This is a genomic window from Sphingomonas sp. 67-41 (genome assembly GCF_001899725.1).
GTDB classification, from domain to species: domain Bacteria; phylum Pseudomonadota; class Alphaproteobacteria; order Sphingomonadales; family Sphingomonadaceae; genus Sphingomonas; species Sphingomonas leidyi.
Genome location: NZ_MKWJ01000022.1, coordinates 404,146 through 420,252, shown reverse-complemented (window position 1 = coordinate 420,252; position 16,107 = coordinate 404,146). Strand labels below are relative to the sequence as shown.

General features: G+C 69.8%; 19 protein-coding genes. 18 read left to right on the top strand and 1 reads right to left on the bottom strand.

Features of this window, described 5'->3' with window-relative positions:
• Position 1: 1 nt before the first annotated feature.
• Genes fliF through BGP17_RS12750 form a run of 16 tightly spaced genes read left to right on the top strand, consistent with a single transcriptional unit; the run spans position 2 to position 13,722 of the window.
• A complete protein-coding gene (gene fliF, locus BGP17_RS12825) occupies positions 2-1,684 on the top strand; it encodes a flagellar basal-body MS-ring/collar protein FliF (RefSeq protein WP_286712297.1) in 1,683 nt (560 codons plus the stop codon).
• Positions 1,681-2,697 carry a flagellar motor switch protein FliG gene (fliG, locus tag BGP17_RS12820; protein WP_167300144.1) on the top strand — a complete coding sequence of 339 codons (1,017 nt, stop codon included), beginning with the start codon at positions 1,681-1,683 and terminating at the stop codon, positions 2,695-2,697. The genes fliF and fliG overlap by 4 nt, the downstream gene beginning before the upstream one ends.
• Positions 2,690-3,421 (top strand): FliH/SctL family protein, encoded by a 732-nt coding sequence (locus tag BGP17_RS12815; RefSeq protein WP_167300145.1) that lies wholly within the window; start codon positions 2,690-2,692, stop codon positions 3,419-3,421. The genes fliG and BGP17_RS12815 overlap by 8 nt, the downstream gene beginning before the upstream one ends.
• Entirely contained in the window at positions 3,415-4,743 is a 1,329-nt protein-coding gene (locus BGP17_RS12810; protein WP_167300146.1) for a FliI/YscN family ATPase, read from the top strand. The genes BGP17_RS12815 and BGP17_RS12810 overlap by 7 nt, the downstream gene beginning before the upstream one ends.
• Before the next feature lie 26 nt (positions 4,744-4,769).
• Positions 4,770-5,195, top strand: coding sequence for a hypothetical protein (locus BGP17_RS12805; protein WP_286712296.1), 426 nt, complete (start codon positions 4,770-4,772; stop codon positions 5,193-5,195).
• Positions 5,196-5,230: 35 nt separating this feature from the next.
• Positions 5,231-6,718 carry a flagellar hook-length control protein FliK gene (locus tag BGP17_RS12800; RefSeq protein WP_286712295.1) on the top strand — a complete coding sequence of 496 codons (1,488 nt, stop codon included), beginning with the start codon at positions 5,231-5,233 and terminating at the stop codon, positions 6,716-6,718.
• 18 nt (positions 6,719-6,736) lie between these two features.
• Positions 6,737-7,357, top strand: a complete 621-nt coding sequence (locus tag BGP17_RS12795; RefSeq protein ID WP_167300149.1) for a flagellar basal body-associated FliL family protein — start codon at positions 6,737-6,739, stop codon at positions 7,355-7,357.
• 6 nt (positions 7,358-7,363) lie between these two features.
• A complete protein-coding gene (locus BGP17_RS12790; RefSeq protein ID WP_286712292.1) occupies positions 7,364-8,311 on the top strand; it encodes a flagellar motor switch protein FliM in 948 nt (315 codons plus the stop codon).
• Complete coding sequence (fliN, locus tag BGP17_RS12785) at positions 8,308-8,604, top strand: flagellar motor switch protein FliN (protein WP_086127678.1); 297 nt, start codon at positions 8,308-8,310, stop codon at positions 8,602-8,604. The genes BGP17_RS12790 and fliN overlap by 4 nt, the downstream gene beginning before the upstream one ends.
• 4 nt (positions 8,605-8,608) lie before the next feature.
• Positions 8,609-8,857 (top strand): flagellar biosynthetic protein FliO, encoded by a 249-nt coding sequence (locus BGP17_RS12780; protein WP_167300151.1) that lies wholly within the window; start codon positions 8,609-8,611, stop codon positions 8,855-8,857.
• A complete protein-coding gene (fliP, locus tag BGP17_RS12775; protein WP_286712291.1) occupies positions 8,854-9,684 on the top strand; it encodes a flagellar type III secretion system pore protein FliP in 831 nt (276 codons plus the stop codon). The genes BGP17_RS12780 and fliP overlap by 4 nt, the downstream gene beginning before the upstream one ends.
• 4 nt (positions 9,685-9,688) lie before the next feature.
• Positions 9,689-9,958, top strand: a complete 270-nt coding sequence (fliQ, locus tag BGP17_RS12770) for a flagellar biosynthesis protein FliQ (protein WP_086127675.1) — start codon at positions 9,689-9,691, stop codon at positions 9,956-9,958.
• 10 nt (positions 9,959-9,968) lie between these two features.
• On the top strand, positions 9,969-10,736 hold the full coding sequence (gene fliR / locus BGP17_RS12765) for a flagellar biosynthetic protein FliR (protein ID WP_353681875.1): 768 nt from the start codon (positions 9,969-9,971) through the stop codon (positions 10,734-10,736).
• Entirely contained in the window at positions 10,736-11,872 is a 1,137-nt protein-coding gene (locus tag BGP17_RS12760) for an EscU/YscU/HrcU family type III secretion system export apparatus switch protein (RefSeq protein WP_167300154.1), read from the top strand. Before fliR ends, BGP17_RS12760 begins: the two co-directional genes overlap by 1 nt.
• A 45-nt stretch (positions 11,873-11,917) precedes the next feature.
• Positions 11,918-13,324, top strand: a complete 1,407-nt coding sequence (fliD, locus tag BGP17_RS12755) for a flagellar filament capping protein FliD (RefSeq protein ID WP_167300155.1) — start codon at positions 11,918-11,920, stop codon at positions 13,322-13,324.
• The gene (locus BGP17_RS12750) at positions 13,324-13,722 is read left to right on the top strand and encodes a flagellar export chaperone FliS (RefSeq protein ID WP_167300156.1); all 399 of its coding nucleotides are present in this window, start codon (positions 13,324-13,326) and stop codon (positions 13,720-13,722) included. Before fliD ends, BGP17_RS12750 begins: the two co-directional genes overlap by 1 nt.
• Before the next feature lie 55 nt (positions 13,723-13,777).
• Here the strand turns inward: BGP17_RS12750 and BGP17_RS12745 are convergent, their stop codons facing one another.
• Positions 13,778-14,857, bottom strand: a complete 1,080-nt coding sequence (locus BGP17_RS12745; RefSeq protein ID WP_286712289.1) for a CaiB/BaiF CoA transferase family protein — start codon at positions 14,855-14,857, stop codon at positions 13,778-13,780.
• Positions 14,858-14,955: 98 nt separating this feature from the next.
• On the opposite strand from BGP17_RS12745, the gene BGP17_RS12740 reads away from it, so the two are divergent.
• Positions 14,956-15,501, top strand: coding sequence for an NADPH-dependent FMN reductase (locus BGP17_RS12740; RefSeq protein ID WP_167300158.1), 546 nt, complete (start codon positions 14,956-14,958; stop codon positions 15,499-15,501).
• A gap of 51 nt (positions 15,502-15,552) precedes the next feature.
• Positions 15,553-16,101 carry a response regulator transcription factor gene (locus tag BGP17_RS12735; protein ID WP_286712288.1) on the top strand — a complete coding sequence of 183 codons (549 nt, stop codon included), beginning with the start codon at positions 15,553-15,555 and terminating at the stop codon, positions 16,099-16,101.
• The last annotated feature ends 6 nt before the right edge of the window (positions 16,102-16,107 follow it).

Sequence of the window (16,107 nt, the reverse complement as noted above, 5' to 3'; positions counted from 1 at the left end):
CATGAGCAACGCCCTCACCTCCACCGATGCGCCCGTCCCGCCCGCCGCCGGCCGGCTCGGCGCCCCGCTCGCCCAGATGCGCGGACTGCTGGCGCAGCCCGCGGTCAGGCGGGCGATGCCGCTCCTCTTCCTGGTCGGCCTGGTCGCCGCCGGCTTCCTCGCCTGGTCGCTGGTCTCGACGCCGCCGCAGCGGATCCTGTTCGCCAATGTGAGCGATGCCGACAAGGCGGCGATCAGCTCGGCGCTCCAGGGCGCGAGCATCCGGTCGAGCATCGACGGTTCGGGCTCGATCACCGTCGCCGAGGACGATTATCACAAGGCGCGGATGCTGCTCGCCAGCCAGAATCTGCCCAAGGCGGCACCGGGCGGCTACCAGATCCTCGACCAGCTGCCGATGGGCGTGTCCCGCGCCGTCGAGGGCGAGCGGCTGCGCCAAGCGCGCGAGACCGAGCTCGCCCGCTCGATCGAGGAGATCGATGCGGTCGCCGAGGCGCGCGTGCATCTCGCCACGCCCGAGGCCAGCGTCTTCGTCCGCGACAAGGCTGTGCCCACCGCCTCGGTGATCCTCAAGCTCCAGCCCGGCCGCGCGCTGGGCGACGCGCAGACCCGCGCGATCGTCAACCTCGTCGCCTCGTCGGTTCCCGGCATGACGCCGGAAAGCGTCACCATCGTCGACCAGATGGGCGCCCTGCTCTCGAAGAAGGGCAACGAGGCCAATTCGGCCGGCGACGCCCGCATCGACTATCAGCGCCGCATCGAGGACAAGTATCGCGAACAGCTCGTCCAGCTGCTGACGCCGCTGGTCGGCGCCGGCAACTTCACTGCCGAAGTGCAGGCCGATGTCGACCTGGACGAGAACCAGGCGACGCGCGAAAGCTATGACAAGGAAGGCGCGGTGCTCGCGGCCGAACAGGGCGCCTGGACCGGCAGCAAGGACGGCAACGCGCCCGGCGGCATTCCCGGCGCGCTCTCCAACACGCCGCCGCCCGCCAGCACCGTCGCCGCGCCCAATGCGCAGCCTACGCCCGGCGCGGCGCCCGCCGCCGGCACCGCTGCCGCTGCCGGCGCGAGCCAGGCCACGCCGCAGAAGCAGAGCGACAGCTTCTCCCGCGCCTATCAGACCGGCAAGCAGGTTTCCGTGACGCGCCAGGCGCCGGGCGGCATCAAGCGCCTGTCGGTCGCGGTGCTGCTGCGCGAGGAACCGGGCAAGCCGCGCTCGACGGTGGAGATCCAGCAGATCACCCAGCTGGTCCAGGCGGCGATGGGCTATAATCCGGGCCGCGCCGATCAGGTGACGGTGATCAGCCGCAAGTTCACCACCGCCGCTGATGCGGCCGACAAGGGCCCGGCCTGGTACGAGGCCAATTGGGTGCCGCTCGCCGCGCGCAATGCGACAGCGCTGGTGATTGCGTTGCTCGTCCTCTTCCTTGGCGTCCGTCCGCTCACCAAGGCGCTGCTCAAGAAGCGCGAGGAGCCGGCCGCGGGCAATCGCCCGGCATTGTCGATGGGCGGTGCCGCTGGCGAGGAAGGCGGCCACGGCGCGCCGCCCGTCTCGATCGACATGCTCGAGGGCGCTCACAACAGCTATGACGAGCGGGTCGGCCTGGTCCGCGGCTTCACCCGCGACAATCCCGCGCGCGCCGCCCTGGCGGTCCGCGACATGATCAAGGCGGACGCGCAATGAACGCCATCCGCAGCTTCAACGGCGTCGAGCGCGCCGCGGTCCTGATGATGCTGGTGGGCGAGGAGGAAGCCGCGGCGATCCTCCAGAAGCTCGATCCGGAGGAAGTGCGCCAGCTCGGCAAGGCGATGTTCAACGTGGCGGACGTCAGCGAGGCCGAGGTCGAGATCGTCCTGGACGATTTCGTGTTCAAGGCGCGCGAGCGCACCGGCGTCACCTTTGATCCGGCGCCGAAGATCGAAAGCATCATGACCAGGGCGCTGGGCCCCGAGCGCGCCTCCGGCGTGCTGGCCCGGGTGATGCCGGCCAGCCAGGTCGCCGCGATCGAATGGCTCGACTGGTTCGAGCCCGAGGAGATCGCCGGGATGATCGAGGCGGAGCATCCGCAGATCGCGGCGGTGCTGCTCGCCAATCTCGACCCTGATATCGCCGCCAAGGTGTTCGAGCATCTGCCCGAAGCGGCGCAGCCGCAGATCCTGCGCCGCATCGCCAAGCTGGGGCCGATCCCGCCCGAGGCGATCGAGACGCTGAAGACGATGCTCCAGGGCCGCGCCGGCATGGGCGGGCGCAAGTCGAGCGGCGGGCTCCAGCTCGGCGGCACGCGTGAGGCTGCGAAGATCCTCTCCGGCGCGCGCAAGATCACCGAGCAGCGTGTCATGCCCAAGCTCGCCAAGATCGATCGCGAGGTCGCCCGCGCGATCGAGGAGGCGATGTTCGTCTTCGACAATCTGCTCGAGCTCGACGACAAGAACCTGTCGACGCTCATCCGCAACATCGACACCACGATCCTGGTCAAGTCGCTCAAGGGCGTCGAGGAGGAGGTCCGCGGCCGGTTCCTCGGCTGCATGTCGAGCCGCGCGGCCGACGGCATCCGCGACGAGATCGAATCGCTGGGGCCGATGAAGATGGCCGATGTGCTCGATGCGCAGAAGGCGATGATCGCGATCGCGCGCGGCCTGGTGAAGGACGGCACGATCCAGATGCCGTCAAAGGGCGGGGACGACGACTATGTCTGATTTCTCGCCGGGCTTTGCCGGACGGATCAGCGCGGCCGGGCATGTGTTGGCCCGCGCCTTTGGCGACGGTGCCGGCTTCGCGCCGTCGGATGTCGACCGCATCGGCCGCCGCGTGTTCGAGGAGGTGCCGGCCCAGCCGCGCCATTTCGCGCCGGCCAATCCGGAAGCCAATCCCACCGAGGGCTGGGATCCGTTCACTGCCGATGCCCAGCACCCCGCCGAGCATGGCGCGTTCATCGATCCCATCGCGGCCGCGCACGAGGCGGGTTTCGCCGAGGGGCATGCGGCCGCGCTCGTCGAGGCGGAGGCTGCCAAGGCGCGCGAGACCGCGCTGCTCGACCAGATCTCGGCCGCGCTCGCCAGCGGCGCCCATTTCGATCGCGAGCGCATGGCCGGGCAATTGCGCCAGACCGTGCTCCACCTCGTCACCAGGCTGGTCGGCGAAGTCGGCGTCGCACCGGATGTGCTCGCCCAGCGGATCCATGCCGCGGTCGACATGCTGGCCGACAGTGCCGAATCCGCGCTGCTGCGCCTCCATCCCGACGACGTCCCCTTCGTCCAGGGCAAGCTGCCCGCCACGGTCTTCCCCGTCGGCGATCCGCACGTCCAGCGCGGCGGCTTCGTGGTCGAGAGCGCCTCGACCATCGTCGAGGACGGTCCCGATCTGTGGCTCGAGCAGCTCGCCCAGGCGATCGACCGCGTGCCGATCCCGCCCGCATGCTGAACCTCTTCACCGAAGACTATCTGGAAGGCCTTGGCCGCAGCGACTTCGTCGCCCGGCCGCGGGTCTCCGGCCGCCTCGCTTCCTATGACGGGCTGCTGATGGAGGCCGTGGGCCTGCAGCTGCCCGTCGGCACGGTCTGCGCGATCGGCGACGGCGCCAGCCGGGTCGAGGCCGAAGTGATCGGCTTCCGTTCGGGCAAGACGCTGCTGATGAATCTCGGCGGCCCCGCCGCGCTGCTGCCCAACGCCCCCGTCCGCCCGATCGGCGCGCCGGGCGAGGCCGAAGTGGGCGCGGCGATGCTCGGCCGGGTGGTCGACGGTTCGGGCAAGCCGATCGACGGCCTCGGCCCGATCCGCGGCGCCGGGAAATGGCCGCTCGCCGGCAAGCTCCAGTCGCCGCTCGATCGCGGCCGGGTGCTCGAGCCGCTCGATGTCGGCGTGCGTGCCATCAACGGGCTGCTCACCATCGGCCAGGGCCAGCGCGTCGGCATCATGGCGGGGTCGGGCGTGGGCAAGTCGGTGCTGCTCGGCATGATGGTCCGCGCGGCCCAGGCGGACGTGATCGTCATCGGCCTGATCGGCGAGCGCAGCCGCGAAGTCGCCGACTTCCTGGAGACCAAGGTGGCGGGCGACGCCCGGGCGCGCTCGGTCGTCGTCGCCGTTCCGGCCAATCATTCCCCAGTGCTCCGCATCCGCGGCGCGCTGCGCGCCACCGCCATTGCCGAGGCGTTCCGCGCCGAGGGCAAGAAGGTGCTGCTGATCATGGATTCGCTCACCCGCGTCGCCCATGCCGGCCGCGAGATCGGCCTGGCGCTGGGCGAGCCGGCCTCGGCGCGCGGCTATCCGCCCTCGGCGATCGCGATGCTGCCCAGCCTGATCGAGCGCGCCGGCACCGACGTGCACAGCGGCGGCTCGATCACTGCGATCTACACCGTGCTCGCCGATGGCGACGACGGCAACGACCCGGTGGTGGACAGTGCCCGCTCGATCCTCGACGGCCATATCGTGCTGAGCCGCGCGCTCGCCGAGCGCGGCGTCTACCCGGCGATCGACCTTGGCCCCTCGGTCAGCCGCGTGATGACCGACATCGCGCCCAGGGACCATGTCGCCGCCGCACGCGTGCTGCGCCGGCACCTCGCCACCTATGAGGAGAATCGCGACCTGGTGCTGATGGGTGCCTATCGCGCCGGTGCCGATCCGGAGATCGACGCGGCGATCGCCTGCCACCCGGCGGTGATGGAATATATCCGCCAGGGCGCCGACGAGATCGTGACCCTGCCCGACGCGGTGGCCGAGCTGGTCGGCGTGTTCGGCCATGGCTGATTCGATGGCGGTGCCGGGAATCCAGGATGCCTAGGTCGGCGAAGAAGCTCGGCCGCCTGCTCCGCGTCCGCACGCTCCAGCTCGACCTGGTCCGTGCGGACGAAGTGCGGGCGCTCGCCAAGGTCGATCAGGAAGCCCGGCTGCGCGATCGCATCGCCAATCTGGCGGCGAACGTGGCGCCTGCGCCCAGCGTTTCCGAATCGGCGTCGAGCCTGGCCGCCGCCGCGCATTTCCGCGAACGGCTCCACCAGTCCGCCTTCGCCGCCGAGAAGCGCGTCGAAGTGGCCGAGCAGAGCCTGGAGATGGCACGCGCCGCCACGCGCGAGGCGCGCCGCGACCAGAATGCGATCGAGAAGCTGATCACCCGCGCGGAAGCCAATGCCGCGCTCAAGGCGCTGCGCGAGCTGGAGCAGCTTCCGCCCATGGGCAAAAATCGGCACGATATTTGCTGAGTGCCTCGTGAACCTAGTGTCACGGGGACCTGAACTTGATCCAGCTCGCTACCGCGCTTCCCGCCATCACCGTGGGGCCCGTCAAGCCGAACGCCGCGATTTCCGCGGATGCGGGCGGCTTCGCGCTGGCGCTGGATGCGTTGATGCCGGAGATCGCGGCACCCGCCATCGTTGCCCGGGGGAAACCGGGCGAGGTGGCGATCCCGTTGCCGATGGGGCAGGAATCTGCCGAGGGCGGCAAGGAATTGCCGGATGCCGTGCCTGGCCTGGACGGCAATGGCGGGGAACGCGCCGGTTCGGACGCCGAACAGGAGGACGCGGCGACTGCAGAGGATGCGCCGCCGCCGCCCTTCGCCTGGTTCGCCGCCGCGCCGGTGCCGACACCCGCACCCGAACCGGGCCCCGAAGCGGATGCTCCCCTGCCGATCGTGGGGGGAGACGCGGGCGGCAAGGCCCCGGCGCATCGCGAGATCGTGCTCCCCGAGGCCGGCATGGCGCCGGACGGCAAGGCGAAGACCGATCGTGCCGGCGCCCGCGCCGCCGCCGAACCGGCCGCACCGATCGCGCCGGAAGCCAAGTCGCAACCCGAGGCGGCGGTGCAAGCCCCGGCGCCGCGCCGGCGCGGCGCCGAGATCATCCCGCCCATCGCGTCCGCTCCGTCGCGCACGGTGCCGGCGCCAGGCGCCGCACGCGGCGATCCGGCCATCGATCCGACCACGGCCGATATGGCCGCTGCCGCCGTTCCGCAGGCAGAGCCGGCAAAGGCTGCCGATACGCCCGGATCCATGCCGTCGCAGCCCGTGCTCGCGCCGGCACCGCGCGAACTCCGCCGGGCTGCCGCCGAGGCGCCGGTGGTGCGCATCGCGCTCGATCGGCCGGCATCGCCCCAGAAGGTGTCGATCGCCGATGTGGCCCAGGGGCGCGAGGCGACCGTCGCTCCGCCACAGGCCGCCGCACCGCCATCGTCGGCCGCCGCGCTCGAACCGGCCCGGGTGCCGGGCGATTCGCAGCCCGATCTCTCGACGCTCGCCGCGCCGGCCACCGGTGCGCAGACCGCGGTGGCGGCTTCCGCCGCCGGCGCGAGCCAGGACGCCGCGCTCGACATGCGTCACCAGCAATGGACGGCGAAGATGATGGACCGGATCGAGACGTTGCGCGATGCCGCGCCGGCCCGCGAGACCCGCCTCAGCCTGATGCCCGAGGCGCTGGGCAAGGTCGACATCGCGATCCGCCAGGACGATGCCGGCATCCACGTCCAGTTCCATACCGAGAGCCAGGCCGCGCGCCAGCTGATCGCCGACGCCCAGCCCAGGCTGGCGGAGATCGCCGAGCAGCGCGGCATCCGCCTCGGCTCGACCAGCGTCGAATCGAGCGCGACCGGCACTGGAGCCGGCACCGGCAATCCGCAGACGGGGCAGGGCCAGCGCAACGACGCGGCTCCCAACCGCCACCAGCCTTTGGCGGCGCCCGCCGCCCGCCGCGAGGCACAGGCTTCCACCAATGACGACGAACGGGTCGCCTGAGACCCCCGGAGATAGATGATGTCCGACGCCAAGACCGAAAGCGCCGCCGCGCCGAAGAAGAAGAGGAACCTGCTGCTGCTCGTCGGCCTGCCGGTGCTGCTGCTCGGTGGCGGCGGGGGGGCGGCCTTTTACGGCATGCAGGCCGGCTGGTTCAGCGCGACTGCGCACGCCGAGGAGAATGACGAGCCCCGCCTGGTGCCCAAGAGCGAGGAGAAGCGCGCCTCGGCGAAGGAAGGCGGCGAGGGCGGCCATGGCGGCGAAGGCGGGGAGGCCCCCGGCCATGGCGGCAAGCCCACGCCCAAGGGCGAGGGCGGCGACAAATATGCCTCCAGCTATTATCCGATGGAGAAGGAGTTCACCTCCAACCTCCAGGACAGCGTCCATTTCGTCCAGGTCGGCATCGCGGTGTCGACTCCCTATGACGAGCGCGTCCTCGAGAACATCAAGACGCACGAGATCGCGATTCGCTCGGCGGTGCTGATGGCGCTCGGCGAGACGACCGAGGACGAAGTGTTCACCGCCGAGGGCAAGCGCCACATCCAGGATCGCCTCGCCAAGGCGATCAACGGCGTTTTGAAGGAAAAGGAAGGCTTTGGCGGGGTTAGTAACGTCTACTTTACCAATTTCATTGTTCAGTGAACGGGCATGGTTAACAGCCCTTCATCAGACGGCACGGCCGAACGGCGGGAACGCCCCCGAGCCAGCGCGGAGCACGCGCCGGCGCTGGGGACGGCCAACCTAAATCCGTTCGGCGACCTCGTCACGCTGCAGCATCTGAGCGCGCGGCTGGCCAAGTCGTTGAAGGGTGCCTTCGAGGGGCTGCTGCGCAAGGATCTGCGCGCCTGGGCCGAGCCGCTCTCGGTCCAGCGCTTTGCCGACTACAAGGCGGAGCGCGGCAGCGCGCTTTCGGCCTGGCAGCCGATGGCGATGGGCAATGCCCGCGCCCGCGCGCAGTTCGTGCTCGAGGCGGGGCTTGTCTTCGAGATGCTGGACGCCTTTTTCGGCGGAGACGGCGAGGCGCCGCATCCGCTGCCAGGCGAGTTCACGCCGTCCGCCGAGGCCCTGGTCGGCCGGCTTGCCCAGTCGGCCACCCCGCTGCTCGACAGGGCCTGGGAGCCGCTCTCGCGCATCGCCTTCCGCGCCGAGGCCGCGCCCAATCTCGCCGCCGCGCCCGATTTCGGCGCGGACGAGCCGGTCGTCGTCACGCGCTTCGGCCTGGCCGAGGGCGAGGGCCGGCCGCATTTCTTCGACATCCTCTATCCCGTCGCCGCGCTCAAGCCGCACGGTGCCGCGCTGATGGTCAAGGTCCATGGCAACAAGGACGAGGTGGAGCCCGAATGGCGCTCGGGCCTCACCCGCGCGGTGATGGCGGTCACGCTGCCCGTCCGCTCGGTGCTCGCCGAACCGACCATGCCGCTCGGCCGCCTGCTCGAGCTCAAGGAAGGCGATGTCATCCCGATCGATTTCGGCGCCGAGGTTCCGGTGATGGTGGCGAAGCGCCGCCTGGGCACCGGCCTCGTCGGCACCGCCAACGGCCGCGCGGCCGTCCGTCTCACTTCGCTCGAACCGATCAACGCAGAGGACTTCCAATGAACGACATGACGGCCGCATTCCAGGTCGACACTGCCGTCGCCGCCAATTTCCGGCTGTTGCAGGACGTCGACGTCAAGCTGACCGTCGAGATCGGTTCGACCCGGCTGACGCTGCGCGAACTGCTGGCGCTCGGCGAGAGCAGCGTGATCGAGCTCGATCGCGAGGCCAACGAGCTGCTCGACGTGTTCGTCAACGGCACGCTGATCGGCCGCGGCGAAGTGGTCACGGTCGGCGAGAAGTTCGGTGTGCGGATGACCGAGCTGGTCAGCCCGGACAAGCGCGCGGGCCGCTGATCCCATGACCTGGTACATCATCAAGCTGATCGTGCTGCTGCCGCTCGTCTGCGGCCTGCTGGTCGGCTGCCTCTATGCCTGGCGCAAGCTCGAAAGCCGCCTGCCCAGGAACCAGACGACGCGCATGGTGCAGCTCAAGGAGACGATGCTGCTCTCCCCCGGGCTGCGCCTCGCCGTCATTGAGTTCGAGGGGCAGAAGCTGCTCGTCTCGGTAAGCCGCAGCGGCGTGACGCTGGTGGACAAGCAGCAATGACGCGGGCGCTCATCCCGGCGCCGCGCACGGTCGGCGGGCGCGCGGCGCTGTTCATCGGGCTGCTCGCCTTCCTGGTGCTCTTCGCCTTCCCGGCCTTCGCCCAGGGCGCGGCGCCGGTCGCGCCCGCCCCGCTCGCCACGCCGGGCGTGGGCGACGCGGTCGATCGCGCGCTCGGCGACCTGGGCGGCGGCAACGCGCCGCTCAGCCTGTCGCTCCAGGTCCTCATCATCATGGGCCTGCTCACGGTGTTGCCGGGCATCCTGCTGATGATGACCAGCTTCACGCGGATCATCATCGTGCTGGCGCTGCTGCGCCAGGCGCTCGGGCTCCAGCAGACCCCGCCCAACCAGGTGCTGATCGGCCTGGCGATGTTCCTGAGCTTCTTCGTGATGGCGCCGACGCTCACCACCATGAACGTCAACGCGATCCAGCCCTATTCGGCGGGCAAGATCGGCGCGACCGAGATGATCGCCAAGTCGGGCGAGGCGCTGCACGGCTTCATGATCAAGCAGACCCGCACCAAGGACGTCACCCTGTTCGCCGGGCTCGCGAAGAGCGGCCCCTATGCCAAGCCGCAGGACGTGCCCTTCTCGGTGCTGCTGCCCGCCTTCGTGACGAGCGAGCTCAAGACCGCCTTCCAGATCGGCTTCCTCATCTTCCTGCCCTTCATCGTCATCGATCTCGTCGTCGCCACCGTGCTGATGGCGCTGGGCATGATGATGATGTCGCCCACGATCATTTCGCTGCCCTTCAAGCTGCTGCTCTTCGTCCTGGTCGACGGATGGGCGCTGACGATGGGCTCGCTTGCCTCCAGCTTCGTGAGTTAGCGCCATGGACGCCGATTATTTCCTCACCGTCGGCCGCGAGGCGATGTGGGTGCTCGCGCTCGCCGCCACGCCGATCCTGGTGCCGGCCCTGCTCGCGGGCCTGGTGCTCGGCATGGTCCAGGCGGCCACGTCGATCCAGGAGCAGACGCTCACCTTCGTGCCCAAGCTGATCGTGGTCGCGCTCAGCCTGATCATCTTCGGTTCGATGATCATGGGGCTGCTCGGCGATTTCACCACGAGCATCTTCGAGCGCATCCCGGACCTGGTGAAGTAATCCCGTGATGATGGGCTTCGGCCTCTCGATCGAGCCGCAGCTCTGGGCGCTGCTGTTCGCCATGGTGCGGATCGGCGCGGCCTTCGTCGCGGCGCCGGTGTTCAGCGCAGTGGCGATTCCGCTGCCCGCACGCATCGCGCTCACCGGCGCGATCGGCGTACTCGTGATGAACGTCGCGCACGTCGCGCCGCCCGCCGAGATCTTCTCGCTGACGACCTTCCTCGCCATCGCGGCGGAAGCGCTGATCGGCCTCGCCATGGGCTTCGTGCTCCAGCTCGCCTTCGCCGCGCCGATGGTGGCGAGCGAAGTGATCTCGATGTCGATGGGCCTGGGCTTCGCCAATGCCGTCGATCCGGCGAGCGGCCATGCGACGCCGGCGATCGGCACCTTCCTGTCGCTGATGCTGACCCTGATCTTCCTCTCGCTCGACGGGCATCTCGTCCTGGTCGACCTGGTCGTGCGCAGCTATCAGGTGATGCCGCCCGGCGCCTGGATCGCGCCCGAGCGGCTGCTCGGCATCGCGATGTTCGGCGGCTACACCTTCCTCGCCGGCCTCCTGCTCTCGCTGCCGATCGGCTTTCTGCTGCTCTGCCTCAACCTGATCGTCGGCATGCTGAGCCGCGCCGCGCCCGCGCTCAACCTGTTCGCCGTGGGCCTGCCCGCCAGCCTGCTCTTCGGCGTGGTCGCGCTGCTGCTCGCGTTGCCCGCCATGGGGGATTATCTCGTCGTCATCATCCGCGAGGCGCTCGCGATGATGCCGCAGCTGGTGCTCGGCTGATGTCGGAGTCCGGCGGCGAAAAGACGGAAGCCCCGACACCCAAGCGCAAGCGCAAGGCAGCGGACGAAGGCCAGATCCTCAGTTCGAAGGACTTCGGCACTGCGCTGATCGTCCTGCTCGGCTGCGCCTGGATGGCGATGCTGGGTCCGGCGCTGATCCGCGCCTGCAAGGAAGTGATGGTCGGCAGCTTCAGCTTCGGCCGCGCCGATATCGAGGATTTCGAGCCCTGGCGCCCGATCGCCGAGGCGGGGTGGAAACTCGCGCTGCCGATCGGCGGGCTGCTGCTGGTCGCGGTGGCGGGCGCGGTGCTCAGCCATGCCGGGCTCGCCGGGCTGCGCTGGAACGCCAAGCTGTTCGCGCCCAAGGCCTCGCGCATCAATCCGGGCTCGGGCCTGAAGCGCATCTTCGGCCCCACCGGCTGGATCGAGATGGGCAAGGCGCTGCTCAAGGTCGTGCTGCTCGGCAGCATCGGCACCTGGCTGCTCTGGTCGCTCACCCGCCGCTCGCTGGGGCTGGTCGAGGCCGATCTGCACGGCGCGATCGGCGCGATGGGCGGCGAGTTCCTGATGCTGCTCTTCGTCATGGCCGGCGGGCTGATGCTGATCGCAGGCATCGACCTGCCGATCCAGATCCTCCGGCACATGAACCGGCTGCGCATGACCAAGCAGGAAGTGAAGGACGAGCACAAGGAAAGCGAAGGCTCGCCCGAAGCCAAGGCCGCGCAGCGCCAGCGCCAGCGCCAGATCCTGAAGGGCGGCTTCCGCAAGGCGGTGGAGACCGCGCATGTGGTGATCACCAACCCGACGCACTTCGCCGTGGCGCTGCGCTACGAGCAGGGCAGGGACCAGGTGCCGGTGGTGGTGGCCAAGGGGCGCGGCGCCACTGCGCTGGCGATCCGCGAGCTCGCCGGCGAGCTCGACGTGCCGATCCTCGAATATCCGCAGCTCGCCCGCGCGGTCTATTACACCAGCAAGGAAAATCAGGAGATCCGCGACGATCTCTACATGGCGGTGGCGACGGTGCTCGCCTTCGTCTTCCAGGTGAGCAGCCGCGCCGGCGCGGTCCAGCCGGCGATTACGGTGCCCGAGACGGCACTTTTCGACGAGAACGGCCTGAAACAGGCGCGTACGCACTAAAGGCATGGCCGCAGCGGCCGTTTACCGGAAGAGCAGGGGGACGAGATGGCCGTCGAATCGATCGCAAAGACGCTGGGCACCGGATCGGGGATCGACATCACCGCGCTGGTCCAGTCGCTCGTCGACAACAGCTTCGCCAACAAGAACCAGGCGCTCACCAACAAGGGCACCGCGCTCACCACGCAGATTTCCACCGTGGGGACGATCAAGAGCAACATCAGCGACTTCGCCTCGGCGCTTGCGTCGCTCACCAGCTCGGGCTCGCTCGCCACCCAGCCGACCAGCTCGAACACCGGCATCCTCGGCATCACACGCCTGTCGGGCGCCGATCTCACCGGGCTGAGCGCGACGATGGAGGTGCGCCAGCTCGCCCAGGGCCAGGTCTCCAGTTCGCCGTCCTTCGGCGGCGGCAGCGGCTCGGTCGTCGGCCCGGGCAAGCTCACCCTCACCTTCGGCACCGCGACGGTGGCCGATGGCGCGATGACCGGCTTCACCGCCGGCACGGCCACGCCGATCGACATCACCATCGATTCGCCCAACGCGACGCTTTCGGATGTCGCCGCCGCGATCAACGCGAAGAAGGCCGGCGTCACCGCGACGATCCTGAGCGATTCGAACGGCGCCCGGCTTGTGCTCAAGAGCGGAACCGGCTCGTCCCAGGCCTTCACGCTGAGCGGCACCGACGGCCTTGCCCAGCTTGCGGTCGGCCCCGGTGCCGGCGGATCGACGATCAACGCGGCCGCGCAGGATGCCCGGGTCGCGCTCGACGGCGTCGAGGCGAAATATCCGACCAACAGCATTACCACGATGATTCCCGGCGCGCGGATCGATCTGGTCTCCGCCTCGGTCGGCACCAAGGTGATGATCGGCGCCAGCGCGCCGACGAGCGCGATCAGCCAGGCGGTGGCCAACTTCGTCGAAACCTACAACCAGGTGTTCAAGGCGGTGCAGGAGGCGACCGATCCGATCAACGGCCCGCTCAAGTCCGATCCGGCGGCGAAGCAGCTGCTCCAGCAGCTCAAGCGGCTGACGCTCAGCGCGCTCGTCCCCGGCGCGAGCAAGAACGCGCCGTCCGCGCTCGCCGATATCGGCGTGAAGACCAACCGCGACGGCACGCTCAGCCTCGATACCGCGCGCCTCTCCAAGGTGCTGACCACCTATCCGAGCGATGTCGAGAAGATGTTCACGGAGAATGCCGGCCTCACCAAGGCGCTTTCCGACGTCGCGGCGATCGCCACGAACTCCAAGACCGGCCTGGGCGCGAGTGCCGACAAATACGCCAAGGCGCAGGACGATCTCGCGGACGAGAAGACCAAGATCGCGGCGGATACCCAGAAGATGCGCGACCGCATGACGCAGCAGTTCGCGGCGATGGATGCGAAGGTGGCGGCCTACAAGTCGACCCAGACCTTCCTCAAGCAGCAGATCGATTCCTGGAACGCGAAGAGCTGATGCGGTACGCCTCGGCGCTCGCCGCCAACCCTGCCGATACCTATCGCCAGATCGATATCGTCGGCCGCACCGCCGGCGGCGATCCGCATGCGCTGGTCGGGCTGCTCTACGAAGAGGGCATTGCCGCGTTGCGCACGGCAGCCTGGGCGGTGGAGCGCAGCAACTATTCGGTGCGCGGCGAGCGCGTGGCGCGGGCCACCGCAATCCTCTTCGCGCTGGAAGCCGGGCTGGATTTCGAGCGCGGCGGCGAAGTCGCCCGCACGCTCGCCACCTTCTACCACGGGCTGCGCGGCGAGGTCCTGCAGGCCGCCACCGGCACCGATCCGGCGCCCTTTCGCGAGGCAGCGAACAGCCTGGACGAGATCGCCCGCGCCTGGAGCAGCCTGAAGGCGGGCTAGACCGGATCGCCGATCCCGCTTCCCCCCGCCCCAGGATCCCGCATCGCAAGCCGCGCTAGGACCAGCGCGCGAGGATGTCGGCCACGGCCTCGTCCACCGGTGGCGTCGCCTCGGTCGGCGTGGCGGAGAAGCGCGGCGCCGGCATCGGCTGCATCGCCCCGCCCTGCACGGCGAAGGTTCCGCGCGCGCGGTTGTGCGGATGGAGCGGCGCCTCGGTGAGCGAGAGCACGGGCGTCACGCAGCCGTCGCCCGCTTCGAACAGCGCTGCCCATTCGTCGCGCCCGCGCGAGGCGAAGGCGGCGGCGAACGCTTCGGTGAGCGCCGGCCAGCGGGCACGGTCATATTGGTCGAACCCGTCCGGCGCGATGCCGAGTCCCTCGCAAAGCGCGCGAAAGGCATGCGGTTCGAGCGCGCCGACCGCCACGTGCCGCCCATCGGCACAGGCATAGCAACGGTAATAGGGCGCGCCCCCGTCGATCATGTTCGCCGCCCGGGCATCGGCCCAGCGGCCCGAGGCGTGGAGCGCATAATAGAGCGACATCATCGCGGCGGCGCCGTCGGTCTGCGCCGCCTCGATCACCTGGCCGCGGCCGGTCGCCTGGGCGGCGAGGATGGCCGAGACCAGGCCGAGCGCGAGGAACAGCGAGCCGCCGGCATATTCGCCGATCAGGTTGAGCGGGGGCACCGGCGCGGCGGCGGGGCCGATGGCGTGCAGTGCGCCCGAGAGTGCGAGATGGTTGATGTCGTTGCCCGGCGTGCCGGCGAGCGGCCCTTCGCGCCCCCAGCCGCTGGCGCGGGCATAGACGAGGCGCGGATTGAGCGCGAGGCAGCGGGCCGGATCGAGCCCCACCTGCTCGGCGACGCCGGGGCGATAGCCTTCGATCACGCCGTCCGCCTGGGCGATCAGCGCCAGCGCCTGTTCGCGCCCCGCCGCCTGGCTCAAGTCGAGCGAGACTTGCGAGCGGCCGCGATAGAGGTTCGCCGCCACCGTGCTGGCTTCGCTTCCCGGCCGGCGGATCCGCACCACGTCGCAGCCCAGGTCGGCGAGCAGCATGCCCGCGAACAGCACGGCGCCGGGCATGTCGAGCTCGACGATGCGCACGCCCGCCAGGGGCCCGTGCGTAGCTGTAACCATCATGTCCCCCACAGGTGATTCCGCCGATCCATAGCCTTTGCCTGCGCCTCAGGTCCACGCACTGGCGCTCGTCCCGGCTTTAGGTTAGCGGGAAGGCCATGTCGGCACCTCACATCGTCGCGCTGGGCGGCACCCTGCGGCCCGAATCCGCCACCGGGCGGCTGCTCGCGGCAACGCTCGAAATGGCCGCGGCGCGCGGCGCCCGCACCACCTTGCTCACCGGCGAGGCGATCGCCTTCCCCCATTACGAGCCCGGCAATGTCGAGGGGAACGACGCGGTCGGCCGCTATCTGGAGGCACTGCGCACCGCCGATGCGGTGATCGTCGGCTCGCCCGGCTATCACGGCACGCTCTCCGGGCTGGTCAAGACCGCGCTCGACTATGTCGAGGCGCTGAGCAAGGACGAGCGCCCCTATCTCGACGGCCTGCCGGTGGGTCTCATCGCCACCGCCGCGGGCTGGCAGGCGGCGGTCTCGACGCTGCAGGCGCTGCGTACCATCACCCATGCGCTGCGCGGCTGGCCGACGCCGATGGGCCTGGCGATCAACACCGCCGAGCCGGGCGACGCGGTGGACAAGTGCAACGGCCCGATGGACGTGATGGTGGGCCAGATCTTCACCTTTCTGGAACGCCGTTCCGGCTAGGGTTGCCCGGCATTTAACGCTTTCGTGAGGCTTGCTTCCTAGAATGGAAGCATGGACGAGGCTTCGGCACAGGATGGCATCGGCAATCGCCGACGCGCCACGCGCACCATCCTGGCGGTCGACGACAGCCGGACCAATCTCCATGTCCTCGCGCATCGCCTGGGCCAGCTCGGCTATCTCGTCGTGCTCGCCGATCGCGGATCGCAGGCGCTCGAGCTGATCTCGGCGCGCGGCTTCGATCTGGTGCTGCTCGACCGGGTGATGCCGGAAGTGCCCGGGCTCCATGTGCTGCACGAGATCCGCGGCACGCGCGACACGGCCGACCTGCCGGTGATCATGGTCACCAGCCATGACGAGCCGGGCGGCGCCGTGGAGGCGCTGCAGGCCGGCGCCGACGACTATCTGGCGGCGCCCTATCCCTTCGAGGAGCTGGCCGCGCGGATCGAGCGCACCTTGTCGCGGTCCGACCGGATGGAGGAGCTGAAGCGCTCCAACCTCGCGCTCGACGCGCGCATCGCCGCGCGGGCGATCGAGCTGGGCGAAGTGCGCGGCGAGCTCGCCATGGCCCGGGTCGAGCTCGAGCGCCGCCAGCGCGCCTGAGCGCGG